At 60.3% G+C, this 22,101-nt stretch carries 22 protein-coding genes; 14 read left to right on the top strand and 8 right to left on the bottom strand.

The features are described from left to right. The gene (locus ABH15_RS02295) at positions 1-1,815 is read right to left on the bottom strand and encodes an aldehyde ferredoxin oxidoreductase family protein (RefSeq protein ID WP_128692741.1); all 1,815 of its coding nucleotides are present in this window, start codon (positions 1,813-1,815) and stop codon (positions 1-3) included. A 271-nt stretch (positions 1,816-2,086) separates the two neighbouring features. Between ABH15_RS02295 and ABH15_RS02290 the strand changes: the two genes are divergently transcribed. From ABH15_RS02290 to ABH15_RS02280, 3 genes are all read left to right on the top strand, one after another. Continuing rightward, positions 2,087-2,365, top strand: a complete 279-nt coding sequence (locus ABH15_RS02290; protein ID WP_128692740.1) for a ubiquitin-like small modifier protein 1 — start codon at positions 2,087-2,089, stop codon at positions 2,363-2,365. Positions 2,366-2,486: 121 nt separating this feature from the next. Further along, positions 2,487-3,380, top strand: coding sequence for an Mrp/NBP35 family ATP-binding protein (locus tag ABH15_RS02285; RefSeq protein ID WP_128692739.1), 894 nt, complete (start codon positions 2,487-2,489; stop codon positions 3,378-3,380). A gap of 1 nt (position 3,381) precedes the next feature. Next, the gene (locus ABH15_RS02280) at positions 3,382-3,699 is read left to right on the top strand and encodes a hypothetical protein (RefSeq protein WP_128692738.1); all 318 of its coding nucleotides are present in this window, start codon (positions 3,382-3,384) and stop codon (positions 3,697-3,699) included. 140 nt (positions 3,700-3,839) lie between these two features. Here the strand turns inward: ABH15_RS02280 and ABH15_RS02275 are convergent, their stop codons facing one another. Together ABH15_RS02275 and glnA are read right to left on the bottom strand one after the other, a co-directional pair. Next, positions 3,840-5,429, bottom strand: a complete 1,590-nt coding sequence (locus ABH15_RS02275) for an FMN-binding glutamate synthase family protein (RefSeq protein ID WP_128692737.1) — start codon at positions 5,427-5,429, stop codon at positions 3,840-3,842. Between the two features lie 206 nt (positions 5,430-5,635). After that, entirely contained in the window at positions 5,636-6,964 is a 1,329-nt protein-coding gene (glnA, locus tag ABH15_RS02270) for a type I glutamate--ammonia ligase (RefSeq protein ID WP_128692736.1), read from the bottom strand. A gap of 129 nt (positions 6,965-7,093) precedes the next feature. On the opposite strand from glnA, the gene ABH15_RS02265 reads away from it, so the two are divergent. The 6 genes from ABH15_RS02265 to ABH15_RS02240 all read left to right on the top strand — a co-directional run bounded on the left by ABH15_RS02265 (position 7,094) and on the right by ABH15_RS02240 (position 13,299). After that, positions 7,094-8,146, top strand: coding sequence for a class II glutamine amidotransferase (locus ABH15_RS02265; RefSeq protein ID WP_128692735.1), 1,053 nt, complete (start codon positions 7,094-7,096; stop codon positions 8,144-8,146). Beyond that, a complete protein-coding gene (locus tag ABH15_RS02260; protein WP_128692734.1) occupies positions 8,143-9,654 on the top strand; it encodes a glutamate synthase-related protein in 1,512 nt (503 codons plus the stop codon). Before ABH15_RS02265 ends, ABH15_RS02260 begins: the two co-directional genes overlap by 4 nt. A 5-nt stretch (positions 9,655-9,659) precedes the next feature. Then, on the top strand, positions 9,660-10,400 hold the full coding sequence (locus ABH15_RS02255) for a GltB/FmdC/FwdC-like GXGXG domain-containing protein (protein WP_128693220.1): 741 nt from the start codon (positions 9,660-9,662) through the stop codon (positions 10,398-10,400). 6 nt (positions 10,401-10,406) lie between these two features. Further along, positions 10,407-11,423 (top strand): Coenzyme F420 hydrogenase/dehydrogenase, beta subunit C-terminal domain, encoded by a 1,017-nt coding sequence (locus ABH15_RS02250; RefSeq protein ID WP_128692733.1) that lies wholly within the window; start codon positions 10,407-10,409, stop codon positions 11,421-11,423. 122 nt (positions 11,424-11,545) lie between these two features. Beyond that, a complete protein-coding gene (locus ABH15_RS02245; RefSeq protein WP_128692732.1) occupies positions 11,546-12,964 on the top strand; it encodes an ammonium transporter in 1,419 nt (472 codons plus the stop codon). Then, positions 12,961-13,299, top strand: coding sequence for a P-II family nitrogen regulator (locus ABH15_RS02240; protein ID WP_128692731.1), 339 nt, complete (start codon positions 12,961-12,963; stop codon positions 13,297-13,299). Before ABH15_RS02245 ends, ABH15_RS02240 begins: the two co-directional genes overlap by 4 nt. Positions 13,300-13,431: 132 nt before the next feature. On the opposite strand, the gene cca is transcribed toward ABH15_RS02240, so the two are convergent. Further along, positions 13,432-14,805: a CCA tRNA nucleotidyltransferase gene (cca, locus tag ABH15_RS02235; RefSeq protein WP_128692730.1), complete on the bottom strand. Its 1,374-nt coding sequence runs from the start codon at positions 14,803-14,805 to the stop codon at positions 13,432-13,434. Beyond that, positions 14,802-15,341, bottom strand: a complete 540-nt coding sequence (thpR, locus tag ABH15_RS02230; protein ID WP_128692729.1) for an RNA 2',3'-cyclic phosphodiesterase — start codon at positions 15,339-15,341, stop codon at positions 14,802-14,804. The genes cca and thpR overlap by 4 nt, the downstream gene beginning before the upstream one ends. A gap of 172 nt (positions 15,342-15,513) precedes the next feature. Here thpR and ABH15_RS02225 point away from each other — a divergent pair, with 172 nt between their 5' ends. The 3 genes from ABH15_RS02225 (at position 15,514) to ABH15_RS02215 (ending at position 19,145) form a co-directional block, all read left to right on the top strand. Further along, complete coding sequence (locus ABH15_RS02225; RefSeq protein ID WP_128692728.1) at positions 15,514-15,813, top strand: glutaredoxin family protein; 300 nt, start codon at positions 15,514-15,516, stop codon at positions 15,811-15,813. A 2-nt stretch (positions 15,814-15,815) separates the two neighbouring features. Further along, complete coding sequence (nrdD, locus tag ABH15_RS02220; RefSeq protein ID WP_241647978.1) at positions 15,816-18,005, top strand: anaerobic ribonucleoside-triphosphate reductase; 2,190 nt, start codon at positions 15,816-15,818, stop codon at positions 18,003-18,005. Positions 18,006-18,101: 96 nt separating this feature from the next. Further along, positions 18,102-19,145 (top strand): DUF1786 domain-containing protein, encoded by a 1,044-nt coding sequence (locus ABH15_RS02215; RefSeq protein ID WP_241647977.1) that lies wholly within the window; start codon positions 18,102-18,104, stop codon positions 19,143-19,145. Positions 19,146-19,171: 26 nt separating this feature from the next. Here ABH15_RS02215 and ABH15_RS02210 read toward each other — a convergent pair whose 3' ends face one another. Beyond that, positions 19,172-20,242: a hypothetical protein gene (locus tag ABH15_RS02210; protein ID WP_128692727.1), complete on the bottom strand. Its 1,071-nt coding sequence runs from the start codon at positions 20,240-20,242 to the stop codon at positions 19,172-19,174. Positions 20,243-20,255: 13 nt separating this feature from the next. On the opposite strand from ABH15_RS02210, the gene ABH15_RS02205 reads away from it, so the two are divergent. Together ABH15_RS02205 and ABH15_RS02200 are read left to right on the top strand one after the other, a co-directional pair. Next, positions 20,256-20,660 carry a hypothetical protein gene (locus ABH15_RS02205; RefSeq protein ID WP_128692726.1) on the top strand — a complete coding sequence of 135 codons (405 nt, stop codon included), beginning with the start codon at positions 20,256-20,258 and terminating at the stop codon, positions 20,658-20,660. A gap of 74 nt (positions 20,661-20,734) precedes the next feature. Next, positions 20,735-21,070: a hypothetical protein gene (locus ABH15_RS02200; protein ID WP_128692725.1), complete on the top strand. Its 336-nt coding sequence runs from the start codon at positions 20,735-20,737 to the stop codon at positions 21,068-21,070. 277 nt (positions 21,071-21,347) lie between these two features. Here the strand turns inward: ABH15_RS02200 and ABH15_RS02195 are convergent, their stop codons facing one another. Both ABH15_RS02195 and ABH15_RS02190 read right to left on the bottom strand, forming a co-directional pair. Beyond that, the gene (locus ABH15_RS02195) at positions 21,348-21,800 is read right to left on the bottom strand and encodes a NusA-like transcription termination signal-binding factor (RefSeq protein ID WP_128692724.1); all 453 of its coding nucleotides are present in this window, start codon (positions 21,798-21,800) and stop codon (positions 21,348-21,350) included. 1 nt (position 21,801) lies between these two features. Further along, positions 21,802-22,092 (bottom strand): 50S ribosomal protein L30e, encoded by a 291-nt coding sequence (locus ABH15_RS02190; protein ID WP_128692723.1) that lies wholly within the window; start codon positions 22,090-22,092, stop codon positions 21,802-21,804. Positions 22,093-22,101: the final 9 nt, after the last annotated feature.

Raw genomic sequence — 22,101 nt, 5'->3', positions numbered from 1 at the left:
TCACCTGCCGGGGATGCCGGCAGCCTCCGGAGCAAGAGACTCGATCCCAAGCTCCCGGAGTTTCTCCGCGGTCGGGCGACCTTCGGTGTCCCACCCCCGCGCCCGGTAGTACTCATCGAGAAGAGGCTGGCGCTCCCATACCCGGCCTTCTGGAGCGCCCTCCGTGAGCGGCTCGTTCAGGAGGCGCGGCGGGAGGGTATCGTCCTCTTTCCCGAACCCGGCTTTGAGGTTGAAGATCTTCTGCATGTTCCAGATCCGGTCGCCGATAGCGAGCACTCCGTCGCCGTCGATGGCAAAACCGGTGACGGCCGCGATCATCGCCGCATAATCCCCCGCCCCGAGCGGGAACGAGGTGAAAAGGCAGCTTCCCGACGAGTCGATAACGGCAGTGAGATCCTGCAGGATCTTCGTCCAGACCGCTTTACCCTCACTCGTATACGGATCCAGTTTCTCCGGAGAGCCGAGCACTTCGGGGGCTATCATGTATCCGTAGACGTGGTCGCCCCCCCGGACGGAGGTGGCATACTCAAGGCCGTGCCCCTGCAGCCCCCTCGGGTCGTAGGCGGGAAGCTCCTGCCGCTTGGCACTCATCGAGAGTTCGGGGTGGCCGTACTTCTCCGCGAACCGGTACGAACCCTCGGCGAGCTCGTCCCCGATCCCTTCCCGGTACGCGATCATCCGGACGAGGTCGTACATCTTCGCAGCATCCCCGAACCGGATCTCCTCGCCGAGATACCCCTTCTCAGAGAGTTCCATGGCACAGGCGATGGTCGCCCCGGTCGAGATGGTGTCGAGGCCAAGGTCGTTGCAGCGCTGGTTTGCCTTTGTGATCATCGCAAGATCGTCGATGCCGCAGTCAGGCCCAAACGCCCAGATCGTCTCGTACTCAGGCCCTTCCATCTGTTTGCCCTCGATCTCGACCTCACGGCCGCACTGGATAACGCAGGCCTGGCATCCCATCTTTCCGGTGAGGATCGTCTCGGTCATATGTTCGCCGGAGACGGCCTCCGCATTCGGGAAGTGGCTCTCCTGGAAGTTCCGGACTGGGAGGATGTAGTTCTCGTTGATGATATTGACGAGGACGGCGGTTCCGAAACGGGAAAGTCCTCCGCCCGATATCGCATTCTCCCGGATCTTCGAGCCGATCTCACCTTTGAGCCGGAGGAACGCCTCCCGGTCGGCAACCCCGATCGACTCCTTCCCCCGCGCCGCGATCGCCTTGAGGTTCTTTGACCCCATAACGGCACCGACGCCGCCGCGCCCGGCGGCACGGGAGTTTTCGTTCATGACCGCGGCGATCCTGGAGAGGCGCTCGCCGGCGGGACCGATACACGCCACCTTGATCCCGGGATCGTCGTGCTCCTGCTGCACCGCCGTTGCGGTCTCACTGGTCGTCTTCCCCCAGAGATCGGAAGCGTCACGGAGCTCTGCACCGCCGTTATCGAGGAAGAGGTAGACGGGCTTTTCTGATCTCCCGGTGAAGATGACGGCATCGTACCCGGCGCGTTTCATAGCCGTGCCGAACTTCCCGCCCGAGTTCGCCGACGTGCACGTACCGGTCAGGGGCGATTTGGTGATGACGTCGTAGCGCGATCCGATCGGAAACCCGCTGCCGGCGATAGGGCCGGTGGCGAAGATGAGAACGTTCTCCGCACCGAGCGGATCGATAATCGGATCTACCATCTCGGTGAGAAGCCGGATCCCAAGGCCGCGGCCGCCGATGTACCGTCGTTTCCAGTCTTCAGGATACGGGCGGGTCTCAGTCGAGCTGCGGGTCAGATCTACGTAGAGAATTCTGTCTGCATACCCGTTCATGAACAGCACCAGAGCCCCAATGGGATCCCGGGGTATAATAAATCTCTCCGATCTCCTGACGGGCAGATCTCGGTTATATCCGCAGATTTCCTAAAAAACATTAACTCAGGGGGATTGATAAGTACCTGACTCGTCCCCGGCGGGCACGTCGCGAGGTTCATATGGGATGCCCACCGAACCGGGATCTGTCTGCACATGGGATCACGCACAAAAAGACGGATCTGCCGGAGACCTGCAAGAGCCGCAGCGTCCTTCGGAGGGGAATGACACAATGCATGTGACCGTGAAAGCGTTCGCCGGTTTCCGGGAGGTTATGCCCCGGGAGATCGCCGTCGGCGTGCCGGAGAGAGCGACCGTCGGGGACCTTCTCGATATCCTGACCGACCGCTACCCGGGGCTCGGAGCGGCACTCTTTATCGACGGCGGGGAACTCCGGCCGTATGTCAATATCCTCAAAAGCGGGAGAAACATTCATTTTACCGGCGGTTTTGCAACACCGCTCGCCGACGGCGATATCGTCACCCTCTTTCCGCCTGCCGCCGGGGGATGAGGCACCGGGATCGAAACGCACTCCGGCGGATCTTTTGCCCTCACCACTATGTTTTTGTTGCGTTTACCGGTAATATATAATAGCTCGATATTTTCACTACATACCACGGAGCATAAGTACTATGGCAGAATCCAACCAACCTACCGGAGAGGACTGCAGCGGCAACTGCGCCAGCTGCCCATCCGCGACAAAGTGCGATGACCCGCGCAAAACGGAAGCGCACGGCCTTCCCCCGAAGGCAAACGTCAACGTCAAACACGTCGTCCTCGTGCTCAGCGGCAAAGGCGGAGTCGGAAAGAGCACGGTTGCAGCGAACCTCGCATACGCTCTCTCCAACCACGGGTATAAAACCGGCCTCATCGATCTCGATATCCACGGCCCGAACATCCCGAAGATGCTCGGCGTCGAGGAGGCGAAGCTGCAGTCCTACGATGGGAAGATCATCGAGCCCGTCCGGGTCACGGGCACGCTCGGCGTCGTCTCGATGGCGTTCCTGCTGCCCGCGAGGAGCACGCCCATCATCTGGCGCGGCCCGATGAAGATGGGAGTCATCCGGCAGTTCCTCGAGGATGTCCACTGGGGAGACCTCGATTTCATGGTCGTCGACCTGCCGCCGGGCACCGGCGACGAGGCACTCACGATCGCCCAGCTCGCGCCGAATATCGCCGGCGCCGTCATCGTCACCACGCCGCAGGATGTTGCGGTGATGGACTCGAGCAAAGCCGCGGAGTTCATCAAGAAGCTTGAACTCCCTGTCCTCGGTATCGTGGAGAACATGAGCGGGTTCGTCTGCCCCCACTGCAAAGAGGAGATCGACATCTTCGGCAAGGGCGGCGGCGAGAAGGAAGCAAAAGAGCTCGGTGTACCCTTCCTCGGCGCAATTCCACTCGACCCGGAGATGCGGCGAGCTGCGGACGAGGGCCGTCCCTTCATCATCAGGACCGCCGAAGACAACCCGACCTGGGCGAGTATCAACAACGTCATGGAAGCCCTCATCAACGAGATCGAGGGGTAAGATGGACACCCGTACGATCCTCACCGGTCGGGGTGAAGAGCTCCCTGTCTTCACCCCCATCGTCGCGGCACTTGCCGACCTCGATGAGTTCCCCTTCCTGATCGAGGAGATCTACCGTGAGGCGATGGGTCTGAAGGAAGACGAACTCGATAAGCTGCGCTTCGGCCTTCTCCGCCTCCAGATCTACGCGGATATCCACCGCTACGAGGATACGGAGACCACCCAGAAGATGAAGTACGTCGCAGAGGTGCTTGAGAAAGTACTCTTCGGCGGGCTTCTCCTCGAGGGGGAAGAGGCCGGCGGCAAGCAGTGCTGCTGATAGTCAGAAGAGAAAGATACTACTCTTTTTTGAGCCTTACAACGTGCCCATGCATTCCGTTTGATAGAACGGGAAAGAACGGAGGGGGAATGCAGGGTTTCTCCCCGCACCCTCCCGCACTCCCGGAGATGCTTTTCCGATCAGGAGTCCAGAATTGCTTCTGCTGCGTCCCGGTAGGCACTCATGACGTACGGAATGCCGGATACCTTCTCGGCCTCCTCGGTCAGCGCCATCAGGTCGTTCCTGGAGACGGTCTTTAAGTTGAAGTTCCTGCTGCCCGCCATGATCTGCTGCATGCCGATCTTGAACTTCTGGGCATAGGAGTAGATACCGAGCGCACCGAGAGGGATCTCGTCGATCTGGTCGTGGTACTTCTCCTTGAGCTCTTCGTAGCAGACGAAGATCTCGGGAACACTGCTGCCGTACTTCATGACGGTCTTCGGCAGCTCTCCCTTCTCGAGCCACTTCGCGATGTTCTTGCCGGTCATACCGGGGATCATGAGGGCTCTGCCCATGCAGATCGCTTTGACATAGGGGCTGCCCATCGCAAGTGCTTTGAAGGCGTTCGCTTCGTCCGCAAACCCACCGGCGATAGCGAGGTCGGGGACACGGATTCCACGTTCGCGGAGCCTTTCTGCGAACTGGTAGGTGAGCGACTCGATGTAGAAGGTCGGGATACCCCACTCGTTCATCATCGGCCAGGGGCTCATACCCGTGCCGCCCGGCGCACCGTCGATGGTGAGCAGATCGATCTTCGCTTCGGCACTGTAGCGGAGCGCCATGGCGAGTTCGACTGCCGAGTACGCGCCGGTCTTTAACGTAATCCGCTTGAACCCGATATCACGGAGACGGTCGACCTCCTCGAGGAAACCCTCACGGGTCACGAACCCAAGGCGGGAATGACGCTCGAACTCCTTGAGCGCACCGTCCTCGAAGGCCTTCTGCACTTCGGGGATGGTCGGGTCGGGAAGAACGACGTAGCCCCGGTTCTTCAGTTCCGTAGCCCGGGAGAGCGTCTTGACCTTGATCTCGCCGCCGATACACTTGGCACCCTGTCCCCACTTGAGCTCGATCGTCTCGAGGTTGTGCTTCGAGGAGACGTACTCCGCGGTTCCAAGCCGCGTGTCCTCCACATTCAGCTGCACCAGGATCTCACCGTAGCCGTCGTGGAACTTCTTGTAGGTCCCGATACGGCGGTCCATCTCGGGCGATTCCTTGACCTTACCCTTGTTGTCCAATACAAGTTCGGGGTCAACGCCACAGACGTTCTCGCCGCAGACCAGCGTAATTCCGGAGATTGCAGCACCGATTGCAAAGTGCTCCCAGTTCGCACGGGCGATCTCGGTCGACCCGAGTGCACCGGTGAAGATCGGGACGCGCATCGGGACTTTAATGTCCCAGCCGTACTCGGTCTCCGTGTCGACCGCGGAGAAGACGGCGGAGTCGGAGTTCGCCTCGACGCCCTCGGGCAGTCCCTTGGCGCCCACGGCATAGCCCTGGATGTTCAGGTGAGAATAGTCAATCGGGTAGTTCTTGTCTGCGCCTGCTGTGATCTCGCCAAAAGGCCCCGGGTAGAGAACTTCTCTGCCACGGAACGAGGAGAGCCAGACTTCGCAGCTCCCCTTGCACCCGTCGACACAACGGGTGCACAGGCCGGACATCGGAACGACGTTCCGCGACCGGTTGGCGGTTCCAATTGCTTCATTAGCATTCGGTTGTCTAAGATTCATCGCTATACCTCACGATAGCGGACACAAGAAGGTTCCATCCACTGGATATTATACATTTGTTTTTACATCAGCAGAGGAAAAAGAGAGAAACGACGATTTTTCAGGAAGTAATCAGGGATCCACCGGATTAAAGGCGCCTAAAGGCAGCCTTCGGTAGCAGATGCACCCGGGAAGGCGACCGGTGTCCACCCGGATGGAAAAAGGTATTAGTAGGTTGCCAGGTAGCGCTCGACTTCCCAGGGGTGCACTGCGGTGCGGAACGAATCCCACTCGGCCTCTGCGATGCAGGTGAGCGCATCCACAATATGTTTTCCAAGCGCCTTGCAGACGACGTCGTCGGCGAGGAGCGCCAAATTTGCCTCGTAGAGATTCCCGGGCAGCGTCTCGATGCCGGTTTCCTGCCGCTCGGCAAGGGTCATGTGGAAGATGTTCTTGTTGGTGCTCTCCGGGGGCGCGATCTTGTTCCGGACACCATCCATACCGGCAGCGAGCATCGCCGCGAAGGCAAGGTACGGGTTGCAGGTCGGGTCGGGGCTCCGGAACTCGACACGGGTGCTGTTGCCGCGCGGGGCGGGAACACGGATCTGGGCCGACCGGTTGCTCGCGCTCCAGCTGATGTAGCACGGCGCCTCGTAGCCGGGCACCAGGCGCTTGTAGGAGTTGACCGTCGGGTTCGCCACGCGGGTGATCGCCTTTGCGTGCTTCACGAGGCCGCCGATGAAGTAGTATGCGGTCTCGGAGAGCTGCAATTTGCCGCCCTGATCGTAGAAGGCGTTCTTCCCGTCTTTTGCGAGCGAGCAGTTCACGTGCATGCCGCTCCCGTTGATCCCGTAGACCGGCTTTGCCATGAAGGTCGCGTGCAGGCCGGCCATGAGCGCCAACGTTTTGGTGGCGAACTTGAAGGTCACGACCCGGTCGGCGGTCGTCAGGGCGTCGCTGTATTTGAAGTCAATCTCGTGCTGGCTCTCGGCGACCTCGTGGTGGGAAGCCTCTATCTCAAAGCCCATTGCTTCGAGCGCAATGACGATGTCCCTGCGAACGTTCTCGGCAAGATCGGTCGGGGCAAGGTCGAAGTAGCCGCCGACGTCCTGGAAGAGCGTGGTCGGCTTTCCGTCGATCATCTTGAAGAGGAAGAACTCGAGCTCGGGGCCCGTGTTGAAGGTGTACCCATCCTTCTTCGCATCCTCCATGGCCTTCCGGAGGACGTAGCGCGGGTCTCCCTCGAACGGTTCGCCGTTGGCCTTGTGCACGTCGCAGATGAACCGGGCGACGGCATTCTCGCGTGGCCTCCAGGGGAGGACCGTGTAGGTTTCAAGATCCGGCTTTAAGAGCATGTCGGATTCCTCGATCCGGACAAAACCCTCAATAGAAGACCCGTCAAAACCGATACCGTCCGTCAGTGCTTTCTTCGCCTGGCTTACGGGGATCGCCACGTTCTTGGGCATCCCGAGAAGGTCAGTAAACTGAAGACGGAGGAATTTAACGTTGTCTTTCTCGATTCTCTCGAGCATTTCCGTAACTGCATCTCCGGGCATATGGAAGAAAACTTCTATCCAATCTAATAAATACCTATTGATACAAACATGATGTACGCAGAAGCCTGATTAGGATACCGTATCGAAGTCTCGAAGAATTCCTACCAGACTCGATCATTCGTGATTACAATGTGTGGCATAATTGGAGTAATGGATCGACGGCGCCAGCGAATGGACGGTTCCGCCATTAAGCGTGCTCTCTCCATGATGAATGAGCGCGGGAGTGGAGAGGGGGCGGGATACGTAGCCTACGGCGTCTATCCGGAATATAAAGACTGCTATGCGTTACATGTGTTTTTTGATAATACTCATGAAACGAAGCGCATAGTCGACACAACGCTCGAACAGTGGGGAACGATCGTCCACGACGAGAGGATCCCGACCTACGACCAGCCGGGCCTGCGGGCAATACATATCCCGTGGCGGTACTTCTTCAAGCCAGACCCAAACAGGATGTCCCACAGCAGGTCGCCCGAAGACGATATCGTGGCGCAGATCGTGATGAGGATCAACACCGCCCGGAAGGGTGCGCTCATCTACTCATCGGGAAAGAACGTGGGAGTCTTCAAGGCTGCAGGCTGGCCGGAAGAGGTTGCCGACTTCTACCGCATAGAGGACTACAAAGGCTACATCTGGCTTGCGCACAACCGCTACCCGACCAACACGCCCGGATGGTGGGGAGGAGCGCACCCGTTCAATCTCCTGAACTGGAGCGTCGTTCACAACGGTGAGATCACCTCATACGGGACGAACCGCCGGCACATCGAGAGTTACGGCTACCAGTGCACGATGTTCACCGACACCGAAGTGGTTGCCTATCTCTTCGACCACCTGGTGCGAAAGCACGGGCTCGATATCGACCTCGCCGTCCGCGCCCTCGCGCCACCGTTCTGGGACGATATCGACACGATGCCCGAGGCACGAGAGAAGCTGAACCGTGCCATCAGGCTTGCATACGGCCCTGCGATGATGAACGGACCGTTCGCCATCGTCGTCGCCAACCACGATGCGATGGTCGGGTTCACCGACCGGATTAAACTGCGCCCCCTCGTCGTCGGCGAATGCGGCGACCGCCTCTACATCTCGAGCGAAGAGGCCGCTATCCGCGCCATGGAGCCGAACGTCGAGCGGATCAACATGCCACCGGCGGGCGAGCCCGTCATAGGGAGGTTTGTCGTATGAGTCTTGGAAGCACGCCGCTCCGCTACCGGATCAGTATCGACCGCGAACGCTGCATGGAATGCGAACGCTGTATCGAAAACTGTTCGTACGGCGTATTCCGGCGGGAAGGAGAGAAGATCATGATCGATTCCCGGAAGTGTACGGCATGCCACCGCTGTCTCGCCATGTGCCCCCGGGACGCGATCATGCTCGAAGAGTACCCCTGCGACTACCGCAGCCACCCGGTCTGGACGCGGCAGGCGCGGGAAGCGATCTACAATCAGGCGAAGACCGGCAAGATCATCCTCTCCGGGATGGGCAACGCACTCGACTATCCCATCATCTTCGACCGCCTGGTGCTCGACGCCTGCCAGGTCACGAATCCGAGCATCGATCCGCTCCGTGAGCCGATGGAGGTGCGCACCTACCTCGGCAAGAAACCGTCGCGGATCGAGGTGAAGAAGAAGGAGAACGGCGACGTCGAACTCGTCACCGAGCTCGTCCCGAATCTCCAGGCCGAGACGCCGATCATGATCGGGCATATGAGCTACGGTGCAATAAGCCTGAACGCCCAGCTCTCGATGGCCCGGGCGGTCGCAGAGACCGGTACCTTCATGGGTACGGGTGAGGGAGGACTGCACGAACGGCTCTATCCCTACCAGAATCATATGATCGTCCAGATAGCGTCCGGCCGGTTCGGTGTCGATATCGACTACCTCGAGCGCGGGTCCGCCATCGAGATCAAGATCGGTCAGGGCGCGAAGCCAGGTATCGGCGGACACCTCCCGGGGGAGAAGGTCTGCCTCGACGTCTCCTGCACCCGGATGATACCGCTCGGGAGCGACGCTATCAGCCCTGCTCCCCACCACGACATCTACAGTATCGAAGACCTCGCCCAGCTCGTCAGGAGCTTAAAAGAGGCGACCGAGTGGAAAAAACCGGTCTTCGTCAAGATTGCCGCTGTCCATAACGCGGCCGCGATCGCCGCGGGCATCGCACGGTCGGGTGCCGACGCCATCGTTCTTGACGGCTTCAAGGGAGGAACGGGGGCGGCGCCACGCGTCTTCAGAGACCACGTCGGCATCCCCATCGAGGCGGCGGTCGCGAGCGTGGATGCGAAGCTGCGCGGCCAGGGGATCAGGAACGAGGTATCGATCATAGCGAGCGGCGGCATCAGGGAGAGCGCCGACGTCGCGAAAGCAATCGCCCTCGGGGCGGACGCCGTCTATATCGGCACCGCCGCCCTCGTTGCGATGGGGTGCCGCGTCTGCGGCAGCTGCTACCGCAACCTCTGCCCATGGGGGATCGCCACCCAGCAGCAGAACCTCGTGGATCGTCTCGACCCCGACGTCGCATCGAAGCAGGTGGCCAACCTGATAAATGCATGGACGCTCGAACTCGCCGAGCTGATGGGCGCTGCCGGCATCAACAGCATCGAAAGCCTGCGTGGAAACCGCGACCGCCTTCGGGGCTACATGCTCGACGAGAGCCTGATGAGCGTACTCGACGTCAAACAGGTGGGAGCGTGAACCAGATGGGAAAAACGGTCACCATCGATGCTAAAGGGATGCACTACACCCCTCTCAACAAGAAGATCCGGCAGGCGGTCGCCGACGGTGCCGGGGAGATTATCATTGATAACGTCCTCGGGCAGCGGTTCATCGGAAACGGCCTCCGGGGGGATGCCACGATCGTCGTTAACGGCGTCCCCGGAGGCGACCTCTGCATGTTCATGAGCGGCCCGACCTGCATCGTCCACGGGAATGCCGACCATGCGCCCGGCAACACCATGAATGCGGGGAAGGTGATCATCCACGGCAGCGCCGGCGATGCAGTCGCCCACAGCATGCGCGGCGGTACGGTCTTCGTGCGGGGCAATATCGGCTACCGCGGCGGCATTCACATGAAGCAGTACGACGATAAGCGCCCCATTCTTGTCGTCGGCGGGAACGCACAGTCGTTCCTCGGCGAATACATGGCAGGAGGGCTCCTCATCGTGCTCGGCATGGATGGGAGCGAATATTTCGGGCGCGGCGTCGGGAGCGGAATCCACGGCGGGGAGATCGTCATTCGCGGCGACGTCGATGGGAGTCGCCTTGGTGTCGGAGCAAAGAAACTGCCCCTCACCGAAGATGACCGGCAGCGGATCGCCCCGGTGATCCGTGAGTTTGCCGGGGCGTTCGACCTCGATCCGGCAGAACTCCTCAACGCAGAGTTCACCCGGATCGTCCCGGCGAGCGCACGGCCGTTTGCAGGCAAGTACACGTGGGAGTAGATCAGCATGGAGAAGAAGACATTCAAAGACCTGGAGACGGAGGTCTGGTTGAAGGAGACCTGTTCCGGGTGCGGCGCCTGCGTCGCAGTCTGCCCGGCGGACGCGCTCCACTTTCCGGCAGGAGACACCCGTGCTCCGATCAATTCCGGATACTGCAAGGCGGTGATCGATGGCGTTCCCTGCGGGGCCTGCTACGAAGTCTGTCCCCGCACCACCCTGTTCCGGCCGGAGACGCCGCTCGGTTCGTATACCGGGATCGTCTCGGCACAGTCGACATTTGACGTGGAGAGGAAGCAGAGCGGCGGCGCGGTGACCGCTATCCTGACAAACGCCCTCGAACAGGGGCTTATCGACGCCGTGGTCACGGTTACGGAAGACCGCTGGACGCTCAGGCCCTCCTCGGCCGTCATCACCTCATCGGACGCCCTCATTCATCACGCCGGCAGCCGCTACTCCTGGTGGGTGCCGCTCCTGGCCTCGCTGAAAGAGGCGGCGATCAACCGGAAATACCGGAGGATCGCTATCGTGGGCGTCCCCTGCGTGGTGCGGGCGACGAAGGCGCTACGCGAGAGCGAGCACGATCTCTTAAGGCCGTTCGGCAGATCGATACGCCTCGTCATCGGCCTTTTCTGCACGGAGACCTTCGATTACGAGAAGCTCATGGAAGGAAAACTCCGGCATGAGCACCGGATCGAGCCCTGGCAGATCCGGCGCCTCGACGTGAAGGGAAAACTCGATATTCTCCTCGAAGACGGTTCGACCACCTCGATCCCTCTCGACGAACTGGAAGCGTGCGTGCGGCCGGGATGCCGGGTCTGCACCGATCTCACCGCCGTCGATGCTGATATCTCAGCGGGAGCTATCGGTTCGCCGGACGGGTTCACCACCCTGATTGTCAGGAGCGATACCGGTCGCGGATTCGTCGATAGCGCGGTCAGGGCTGGCAGGCTTATCACCGGAGACGAGATCAACCAGAAGATCATCGAGCGGCTTGCCGGGCAGAAGGCCGCACGAGCTCCCTGATTCTCCCCTCATCCTTTTTTCCAACCACCCTACCCCCAAGCCAGCTGTGCACGTACGAATAAATGAATATGTTTTTAAACGTTGGAAGGAAACGTACTTCTACCTGCACGCAGGTGATTACCATGACAGGTTTATCCAGATTCCAACTGACACTCGTCATCTGTCTGCTCGCCCTGCTGGCGGTTCCGGCAGTTGCGGCAGACCCTTCCGGTGCCGCGACACTGGAAGAAGACTCGTTCGCGCCGGTCAACTTCGTGTGGACCCTGATCTGCGGATTCCTCGTGATGTTCATGCAGGCAGGGTTTGCCATGGTAGAGACGGGCCTCACAAGAGCAAAAAACGCCGTCAACATCATGATGAAGAACCTCGCGGACTTCTCGCTCGGTGCGCTCAGTTACTGGGCTGTCGGGTTCGCCCTGATGTTCGGCACCGCCTCCGGGATAACTGGGCTGCTCGTCGGTCTTGACGGGTTCTTCCTGCTCGGGAACGGCTACGATGTCTCCACGATGGAGCTCTGGTTCTTCCAGATGGTCTTCGCCGCAACGGCTGCGACCATTGTCTCGGGAGCGGTTGCCGAGCGGACGAAGTTCTCCACCTACCTGATCGCAAGCATTGCCATCACCGCGCTGATCTACCCGATCTACGGGCACTGGCTCTGGGGCGGGGGGTGGCTGAACGCGAGCGAGTTCATGGTCGGTCTCGGCGGCGGCTACGGGGCGCTCGACTTCGCCGGTTCCGGTGTCGTCCATGCTATCGGCGGTTTCGTCGGCCTTGCAGGCGCCCTGATGCTCGGACCCCGGATAGGGAAGTACCGAAGAGACGGGACACCCGTCGCGATACCGGGGCATGCCCTCACGCTCGCGGCTCTCGGCGTCTTCATCCTCTGGTTCGGCTGGTTCGGGTTCAACGCAGGCAGCACCCTCGCCGCAACGGAACTCCGCATCTCCATCATCGCTGCAAACACCGTCCTTGCCTCTGCCGCGGGAGCAATAACCACAATGCTCATTACCTGGTGGCGGTACGGTAAGCCTGATGTAAGTATGACCGGGAACGGCGTGCTCGGCGGCCTCGTAGCCATTACCGCAGGATGTGCCTGGGTAAACCCGACCGCGGCCGTCTTCATCGGAATCGTCGCCGGTATCATCATCTATCTCGGCGTCTGGCTCCTGGACTGGGTGCTTCACATCGACGATCCGGTGGGTGCGGTCTCGGTGCACGGGTTCAACGGCGCCTGGGGCCTGCTCGCGCTCGGGATCTTCGCCGACGGCACCTACGGCGTGTACGTAACCGACGGGCCGCTCGTGACCGGGCTGCTTTACGGCAACGCCGGGTTCTTCGCCGCACAGGCGATCAGCATGGCCGTGAACTTTGTCTGGGCATTCGGCCTCGGTCTCGCCCTGTTCGCCGCCCTCAAGTACACGGTCGGGATCCGGGTATCCGCCGCCGAAGAACTGCAGGGGCTCGACATCGGCGAGCACGGTGTCAGCGCCTACCCGAACTTCATAGCAACCGAACCCACCGTGGACGGTGAGAAAGTATGAAAAAGATCGAAGCAATCATCAGGACAATGAAGTTTGAGGACGTCAAGCACGCCCTCGAGACTGCAGGATTCGACTCCATGACCGTCACCGAGGTGAAGGGCCGCGGACGGCAGAAAGGCATCACCCAGCAGTGGCGGGGTGCCGAGTACGTTGTCGATATGATCCCGAAGACGAAGATTGAGATCGTCGCTGCCGACGTTGATGCCGAGAAGATCATCGATATCATCGCAACCAGTGCGGCCACAGGCCAGATCGGGGACGGCAAGATATTCGTAACGACGATCGACGATGTCATCCGGGTACGGACAAAAGAGCGGGGCGATACGGCAATATAAGGGACAGGAAGCATCCACAGTACAATCCCTGGTACCAACCTCCCCTCTCTTCCTCCAACCAGGATACATCATGGCGGGCTGCCGCGGACGGCATCCCGCATATTTTTTAGCATCCAGCACAGCAGCGCATCCCTATTCCTGCCGATGCCGCAGGACCCGGACGAGCGGTGATTCGTGCCGGAAGAATTCACCGAGGAAAGAGGCGAATGACTCGTCCCAGCATGCCCGGCCTTCCCGCACCTCCCAGCCCTCTTTCATGGACTTCCTGACGTGCCTGCCGAGGGCAACATCGAGGAGCGAGCGGGAGCGAAGCAGGAGGGCAGCCTCCCGATACTGCCGGGGAATTTCGACATAATATCGCCCGTCCTCGATAAACGGCCCGGAGAAGAGATCCGCATCGACGTACTTTCCGACAAACTTGCGGGCGTTTCCTTCTGACCAGACCGGCGGGCCGAGGTGGCGGCGCACCGCAGGTAGCGTATCCGTCATGAGTTCGAAGAGGAGCATACTCCGCTCCTCCTGCATGCAGACATCGAACCGGTTTACCGGAAACTCGCTCCGTTCCAGGAGTTCCCGGACGGACTCGGCGGACTTCCGGAGCTGCGGAACGACCGTATCGGCCGTATAGGGCGGGGTCGCAAATGTCAGGGAGATGAGTTTTGCCCCCCGCCCATCGATAGTGCGGCGGAACGCATCTTCGGTGAACGGACAAGAAGGCGGCGGGATGAAGAACGCCTCGGAGGGAGTGGCGAGATACCCACGTGCAAGCTCCACAAACTCGCTCATACGGGTAAGGGAGAGAGCGGCGGCGACGTTCCGCTCGGGATCGACCGGATCGACGACGACGAGAGGCTCTTCGAATGCCCTGCTGCCGTGGCCTTCGATATCGATGACGACGCCGGGCCTCCATCCGGCGGCCGCCTCCAGAACTCCCCTAAACCCGCCGTAGTAGATCACTAAGAGTTCGCAGAGATATCCGGAGAACCCTTCGGTCATGTGGTCGGAACCGTAGACCCCACCAGTCTTGGTAAACTGCTTGAGGAGGAGGACTTCGTCGCCGAGATCGCCGATATGCTGCAGGATATACCGGGTGTGAAACGGTGTCCGGTCGACGGCGCTTTTGATCTCCGTGGCACGCAGAACGGCGTAGCAGGGCACCAGGTCGACGTCGAGCGCGTCGATCGTGGCGTTGATATACGGATGTTCGGCATACTTCTCCCGACACGACGCCCCGAACGCTTCGGCCACCGTGCGTGCGAGAGCAAGCCCCTTCTCCTCGAGTTCTTCCCGTGAGATCGACGGGTCGAAGAGCATGAAGACATCGAGATCGCGGTCACCCCGGATGAACGTGTCACGGGCGACCGACCCGACCATCATCGCCCTGGCAAGGCCGGTCTTCTCCACCGCCTCGATCAGGTGGCTACCGATGGTTCTGACATAGGTACGCTCCTCCGGAGTCGGCCTGATCCGATGGAGCGCATCCTCCTCGCAGGAGCACCGGCTCACAGCAGAACCTCCCCGAGGTCTTCATAGAGAGACCCGCGAGGGGTGAGGGTGCTCTTCTTGAGTTTGATAGACCTGACCTCGCACGATCCGATCGGGATCTCCGGAAGCGACTCGACCTGCCGGAGAAGAGACGGATCGAACCGCTTCACTCGCGCAAGGGTCGCATGAGGGGTGAACGCCCGCCGTTCCCGCTCGAATCCAAGCGGCTCAAGGAGGGCTTCAATCTGGCGGTTCAGGGCTGCACACCCACCTGTGTCCTCTATACCGCACCAGATCACCCGCGGCCGTGACGGCGGGTTGCAGACGGCACGGCCGATCGTCACCTCGAACGCCTCGCCGCGGACGGATTCGAGCGCCTCGAGGATCGGCCCTATCGCGGAGGGCTCTATCTCTCCGAGGAATTTGAGGGTGATATGGATATTGGCAGGAGCGACGATGCTGAGCCGGGCATCGCATCTCTCGAGCAGGTCCTGCGACTCCCGTATCTTCCGACGGACCTCTTCAGAGAGATCGATCGCGACAAATGACCTGACCATAGTATCGTACTATCTTTCGCATCCACCTACAAATGCTGATCGCTCATCTCCGGCGTCCCGGGGATTTTAGAGGAACCGGCACCAGATCTGCGGGGGGACAAACACAACGCCGCCTTCCGACCGGAGACCCATTCTACTCTAAAATGGGAACCATTTTTACGGCAAGCGACGAATGATCATCCATCTATTCGGGGGTGTCATTATACCAGATACATCGCAGTTTATTGTTTATACACTTGATTTCTGTCCAAATTGCGAGATTTTAAAGGAATTTCTGGCGGAACGAGGAGCACGCTACATCGAGCAGGATCTGGCGTCCGCCGAAGCACTGACCGAACTTCGGATAAACGGCGTATTCGTTCAGGAAGCACCAGTCCTCCAGAAGGACACCTCATTTTACACGTCGCAGGATCTCTTTCCGGGAGGAGTGTTTCAGGAAGACATGGTGGCTGACCTGATTGCGGAGGCGTGAGGGTGACCCGCAGGACCACCCAGACGACACTCGCCGGCGACTTCATCCCCGTCTTCCCGAAGGTCCGCACGTCCCGCGGCTACCTCCTCGAGTGGGACAGGAAACGGATCATCCGGCAGGTACTCGAGGAAACGAAGCTCGTCGAGGTCTTTTACGACGGCGGAGGGGCGACGGACGAGATCGCCGAAGACGTGGCGCGGAGGGTCGAGAAGAAGATCCAGATGCTCGGCCTTGAGTCTCTCTCCGGCCCCCTCATCCGCGAGATCGTCAACATGACCCTGCTCGAGCGAGGGATGACGCAGTACCGGAACGTCTGCACCCGCGTCGGCACTCCGGTCTTCGACGCCCACCTCATCGACGTCGGGCGGGGCTTTGAGGCGAAAGACAACGCCAACCTCCAGGAGAACGCAGAGACCTCGCACAAAAAGAAGGCGGACAAGATCAGCAAGGAGCAGTACCTCCTGCAGCTCCCCCCCCACCTTGCCGATCACCATCTCTGCGGCAACCTCCACATCCACGACCTGGAATATTTCGGGACAAGGCCATTCTGCCAGGATTGGGACCTCCGTTACTTCTTCTATTACGGCCTGATGCCCGACGGCAACGGAACGAAGGCGTCGGTCGCCGGGCCCGCGAAACGCGCCGAAGTAGCGGTGCTCCACGCAGTCAAGGCGCTCGGTTCGGCACAGACAAACTTTGCCGGCGGCCAGGGCTACTATAACTTCCTCACCTTCATGGCCCCCTTCTTCGAGGGGATGTCCTACGGGGAGATCAAGCAGCTCATGCAGATGTTCGTCTACGAGATGACACAGATGATGGTGGCGCGGGGCGGCCAGGTTGTCTTCTCCTCGGTGCAGCTCTCGCCCGGCGTGCCCACCCTCTGGAAGGACAAGCCCGTCGTCTACCGGGGGCTCGTCTGGAACGGTACGCAGGCACCCCTGCGCACCTACGGGGAACTCGAGCGAGAGGTAAGGCTTCTCTTCAAGGCGCTGATGGAAGTGATGCTCGAAGGGGACTACTGGGGCAAACCCTTCAGTTTCCCGAAACCCGAGATCAGCATCGAGCCAGACTTCATGACCGAAGACGAGGAGTTCAACCGCGACCACCCCGATATCCCCACCTATCGCGACCTCTACCTGATGACCTTCGAGCTCGCCTCCAAGTTCGGAACGCCCTACTACGATAACCAGATCCCCGCCTACCGGGGCGCCGGGGAAGGAATATCGTGCTACCAATGTTGCGCTTACCAGTTCTCCTCCGTCGCCGAGAAGGACGACCAGTTTGAGGACAAACTCTATTTCAGAGACGGCAAGCACTTCTCCATGGGCTCCTGGCAGGTCATGTCCATCAACTGCCCGCGAGCGGCGTACAAGGCGGAAGGCGATCAGGATCGGCTCTTTGCCGAGCTCAAAGCGCTCATGGACACCGCCGTCGAGCTCTACCGTATAAAGCGGCGGTGGATGTCGCTGATCCGGACGAATGGCCGGATGCCCTTCGCCATGCAGCGCCCGAAAGACCCGAACACCGGAGAGCGCGGTGCGGTTGCCGTCGATCTCGAGGGGCTCGTCTACACCATCGGAGTTGTCGGCGTCAACGAGATGGTGCAGCACTTCACCGGCTCTCAGCTCCACGAGTCGAGGGACGCCTTCAGGCTTGCCATCCGGGCAATGACCGAGCTCGAAATGTACGCACGCGAACTCTCGGAGCGTCACGGCATGACCATCGCCCTCGCGCGGACACCCGCCGAGACGACCGGACAGCGGTTCGCCGTTGCAGATCTTCTGGACGAGCGGTTCCGCGACCACGCGCTCAAGGTCATCAAGGGCGACGCCGAGCAGGCGCTCGAGATGCTCGGCACGACACTTGACCTCCCCATCTACTACACGAACGGCACTCACGTCACCCCCGCAGCTCCCGTCCCGCTCACCAAACGGATGGAGATCGAACACGTCTTCTTCCCGATCGTCGACGGCGGCAATATCTTCCACATCTGGCTTGGAGAAGCACGCCCCGACCCAAGAGGCCTGATGGAGATGGCGATGAACCTCTGCCGCACGACCCAGATAGGCTACTTCGCCTTCACCAGGGATCTGACCGTCTCTCTCAAGGAGTTCCAGGAGTATCGGCGGGAGAGCGCGGCAACCGAAGCACATACCGATTTTTCGGCGGCAGATAACAGATCGAACGCATAACACCACCACCGCACTTTTTTCGATAGGTTCTTCTGGCAGGCCGGACGAGGATGAGTATCACCCCGGCAGGAGCGGGCAGCAGTGCCGGGGATGCGGATGAAGACCATGAACGAGATCGATACTCCCCTCCTTGCCATCGACATCGGCAGGGGCACACAGGACATTCTGGTATACGAGCCCGGTCAACCCCTAGAAAACAGCATCAAACTCGTGCTCCCGTCCCCGACCGTCGTGGTCGCGGAGGCGATCCGGCAGGCACGTCGTCGCGGAGAAGCGGTTTTCCTCGAGGGACACCTGATGGGCGGCGGAGCGAACGTGGCGGCGGTGTGCGAGCACCTCGCGGCAGGGCTTGCCGTCTACGCAACCCCCGAGGCGGCGGCGACCATCTACGACGATCCTGCCCGTGTCAGATCGCTCGGCGTCCGGATTGTTCACAGCCGTCCCTCCGACGCCGTTCCGATATCTTTGACCGACTACATGGCAGAAGAACTCCGGGCGACGTTCGGGATGTTTGCAGTGACGTACCCGGAAAGGCTCGCGGTGGCCGTCCAGGACCACGGCTACTCGCCGCACCGGAGCAACCGGCTTCGACGGTTCGAGCTGCTCCGTGAACGGCTCGACGCAGGCGGCTGGCGGCTCTCCTCCCTCGTTGAGGAAACACCGTCGCCCGATATGACCAGAATGGCGGCGATCCGGAGACAGGTGCCGGGAGCCCTTGTGACCGATACCGGCCCTGTCGCCCTGATCGGAGCACTCGAGGACCCGTGGGTGCGTGCCCGGGCAGACGACGAGGGCATCATCCTGGTGAACGTCGGCAACGGCCACACCCTCTGCTGCACCCTGAAGGGCGATGAGATCTACGGCTTCTTCGAGCACCACACCGCATCACTCGACCCGCATAAACTGCAGCACTACCTATGGAGGCTGGCGAACGGCCTCCTGACGAATGAAGAGATATTCGAGGACGGCGGGCACGGAGCAGCAGTCAGAGAACCGCTCCTCACCGATATAATCGCCGCTACCGGCCCGAACCGCCAGCGCCTCCTCCCGGATGCCTACCAGGCCGCACCCTACGGAGACATGATGCTGACCGGATGTTTCGGGCTCCTGAAAGTCTGGGAACTCTTCAGAACCGGGTGAAGCCGGGTATACCGGCATCCCCGCATTCAGCCAAAGAGAGCGTGGAAGGTGCTCTGGAGCCACGCCACCGTGCCTGCAAGAGCGGCAACGATGGTGTCGAAGGGCGATATACCGACCTCCCGGATCGCCGGTGCGGGCGACTCAGCGAGATAGATGGACTCCAGATCTTCTCTTCCGAGGCTTTGTATCACGGCAAGGCGCGTACCTGATACGTTCAGTATCTCGTCTTCACCAACCCCCCGCAGCCAGGCCGCGTTCAGCGTCTCGGATGCCTGTAGTACCGGGGTCGTCCCGACCTCCATCTGGCTGTAGTAGTCAGGAAGGAGAACGGTCGCGGCACCTGCCGCCGCCGGCCTGACTGAGATGACCGGATCAGATACGGCGGTCGCGACACCGTCGTATGCATCGGTAAAAGCAACTACCCGGAAAGTGAAGAGATCGGGGTATCCGGTCAGGTTGGTGATCCCCGCCGTCTCGGTAGACGTCAGGTTCTCAAGCGTCAGCCTCGCGGAGAGCGGTGTGACAGAGAAACGCCAGGCGTTCCGTTCGCCCGCCGCGAGAATCCCGGGTGCTGCTGTCCGGGTTATCCGATAGATCCCGGTCTCTTCCGCCGGGGGGATAAGGACAACGTATACCGGGGTACTCTCCGAGAACGATACGTTCCTCGCCTCGAGCGTCACCGATACGGTGAACGTCCTCTCTTCAAACGCCACCCGCGGCTGATGCCCCGGAGCCCTCATAGCGTCGTCGATTAGACGGGCAAGATATCCCACCTTCGTGCCGTTGGCGGTTATTGCCACCGTATCCGGCGTATTCGACTCGTAGATCCCGATGCCCGTGATGCGGAGGAGATCCTGATCTGCTCCCGGCCGGGTGACCAGAGTCGGGGCAGGCGTCGCAAGATCAGGCACATCCCTGACCGCGGGGTGCTGACCGGAGGGCGTGCCCGGTGTTGCGGTGAGAGAAGGCTGCGAACTCCGGACAATGGAACCGCCCCCGCCGGACGACGACTGAACCGGCTCCGGGACATCACCAACGACGGCCTCCGGATCGGGTGTCCCTTCCGGGAGAGGCGTAGGAATATCTGTCGGTGTCATCTCTTCTCCCGGAGTGCTCGTAGGAGCCGGGGTGAACGTCTCCGTCGGTTTTGTCGTCGGAACAGTCGTTGCAGGCGTGGTGGCTGCTTCCGTCGGTGTGTCCACCGGAGGAGCGGGAGTCTTTGTCGGGGTCGCTGTAGGGGTCGCTGTAGGGGTCGCTGTAGGGGTCGCTGTAGGGGTCGCTGTAGGGGTCGCTGTAGGGGTTTCTGTCGGCGTAATCATCGGAACCGTCGTCGCTGCTTCAGTAGGTTCCATCGTCGGCCTCTCCGTCGGAGTCTGCGTCGGGAGCGTTGTCGTGGGAGGCTGCGTCAGCGGCGTATCCGGGGTTGCCGTAGTCGTCGGAGGGAGGGAAGGCTCTGTGACGGGTACAGAAGCCGTGGGCTCCGGGGTCGGCGTCGCGGAAGGAGACGGATCCTGAGAAGGAGTGGATTCCGGCGTCGGCCACTCGGTCGGTGGAGGTGTGTCCTGCTCCGGCTTCTGCGGCTTTCGTGCATGGATCTCATCGGAACGCCCGGGCGACCGGGGAACGTCACGCCCGATACCGGTATCTTCATCATCCCAATCCCCTGTGTCGTCCTCGTTGTCTTCGTCATCTTCGTCTTCTCCGTCATCACCGCCATCTTCAGCATCCTTCTCAGCCAGATCGTCATCATCAGTCGCCGTGAGGGCATCGGTCAAAAGGGAAGTTGCCTGCAGAACCATGCAGGAAGGAAGGTGCAGGCAAAGAACGCCGACGGCACCGGAGAGCGGGCATATCCCCGCTTCTTCTGCCGGCAAGGTCTCACCCAGGGCGACCGTCATCCCGGATATCACAAGAAATGCCGATAGTACCGCAAACAGTTTGAGCATATGCAATCCCATATCCGATCGGCAGGGTGCTTCAGTGAAACGGTGGAACTACTCCCGGAGAACAGATGAAATACCAGATGCACTCCCTGCCTGCATCGAATGCAGATGAAGCATATCAAGATATAAATAATTTACCCAGTATACGATCCGGAATATACTACCAGGGGAAGATAACCCCGCCCCGGAACCTATCGGTCTGTCAGAAAACAGGCGCCTCCATTGGGTGGAAGCCAACAGAGAAAAAAAGATGATAAGATCAGGAATCGCCGTTCTGGGCGAGCTGCACATCACCGATGTCATGCTGCCGCTGGGCAAGAATCTTCGCCTTGAAGATATTCTTCCCGGCCTTGCCGATGGCAAGACCACGGTCTTCATCCCTTACATCGACGATGGCGATGCACTCGCCGTCCTCATCGCCCTCGTCGAAATCAATGCCGGTAACCTGCGCAGGGAGGAAGCAGTTCTTCAGGAACTGTCCGGGATCGCTTGCGTACTCGACAACCTCGATCCGCTTCCCCATCGCTTCGGAGGCTTTCTTGATGCTCGCACCGCTCTTTCCGATAGCAAGACCCATATCACCGGGGTTGATCACAAAGATGATGCGTTCGTTGCGGTCGTCCACAATACAGTCACGGCTCCCCGCTCCGGTGAGGCTCTCGAACTGTGAGATGAGACGCATGCACTCTTCAGTCAGTACAACCTGTGCCATGTCACACTCTCTTGATATTCAGGATGTCGGATTCTCCCGGCTCGATGACTGCGAGCGCGCTGACGACAAAGGGCATACCACATGCTTTACCGAGTTGAACGCTTGACCCGCTATAGACATAGACGGGGGTTTCATCCTGTTCGTTGATGAAGGTTTTAAAGTTTCCAGGGCAGTTTTCGGCCACGACAACAAGCTTGGCCTTGCCTTCCTGGATGCAGTCTTTGGTCTTGTTCTGACCAAGGAGCACATTTCCTGTTTTGACAGCTTTGCGCAATGAAGTATTAAAGTCCATTTACGATTC

The sequence above is a fragment of the Methanoculleus taiwanensis genome (genome assembly GCF_004102725.1).
Classification (GTDB): Archaea; Halobacteriota; Methanomicrobia; order Methanomicrobiales; family Methanoculleaceae; genus Methanoculleus_A; species Methanoculleus_A taiwanensis.
Note: the sequence above shows the minus strand (reverse complement) of the source record. Positions and strands in the feature narration are given on the sequence as shown.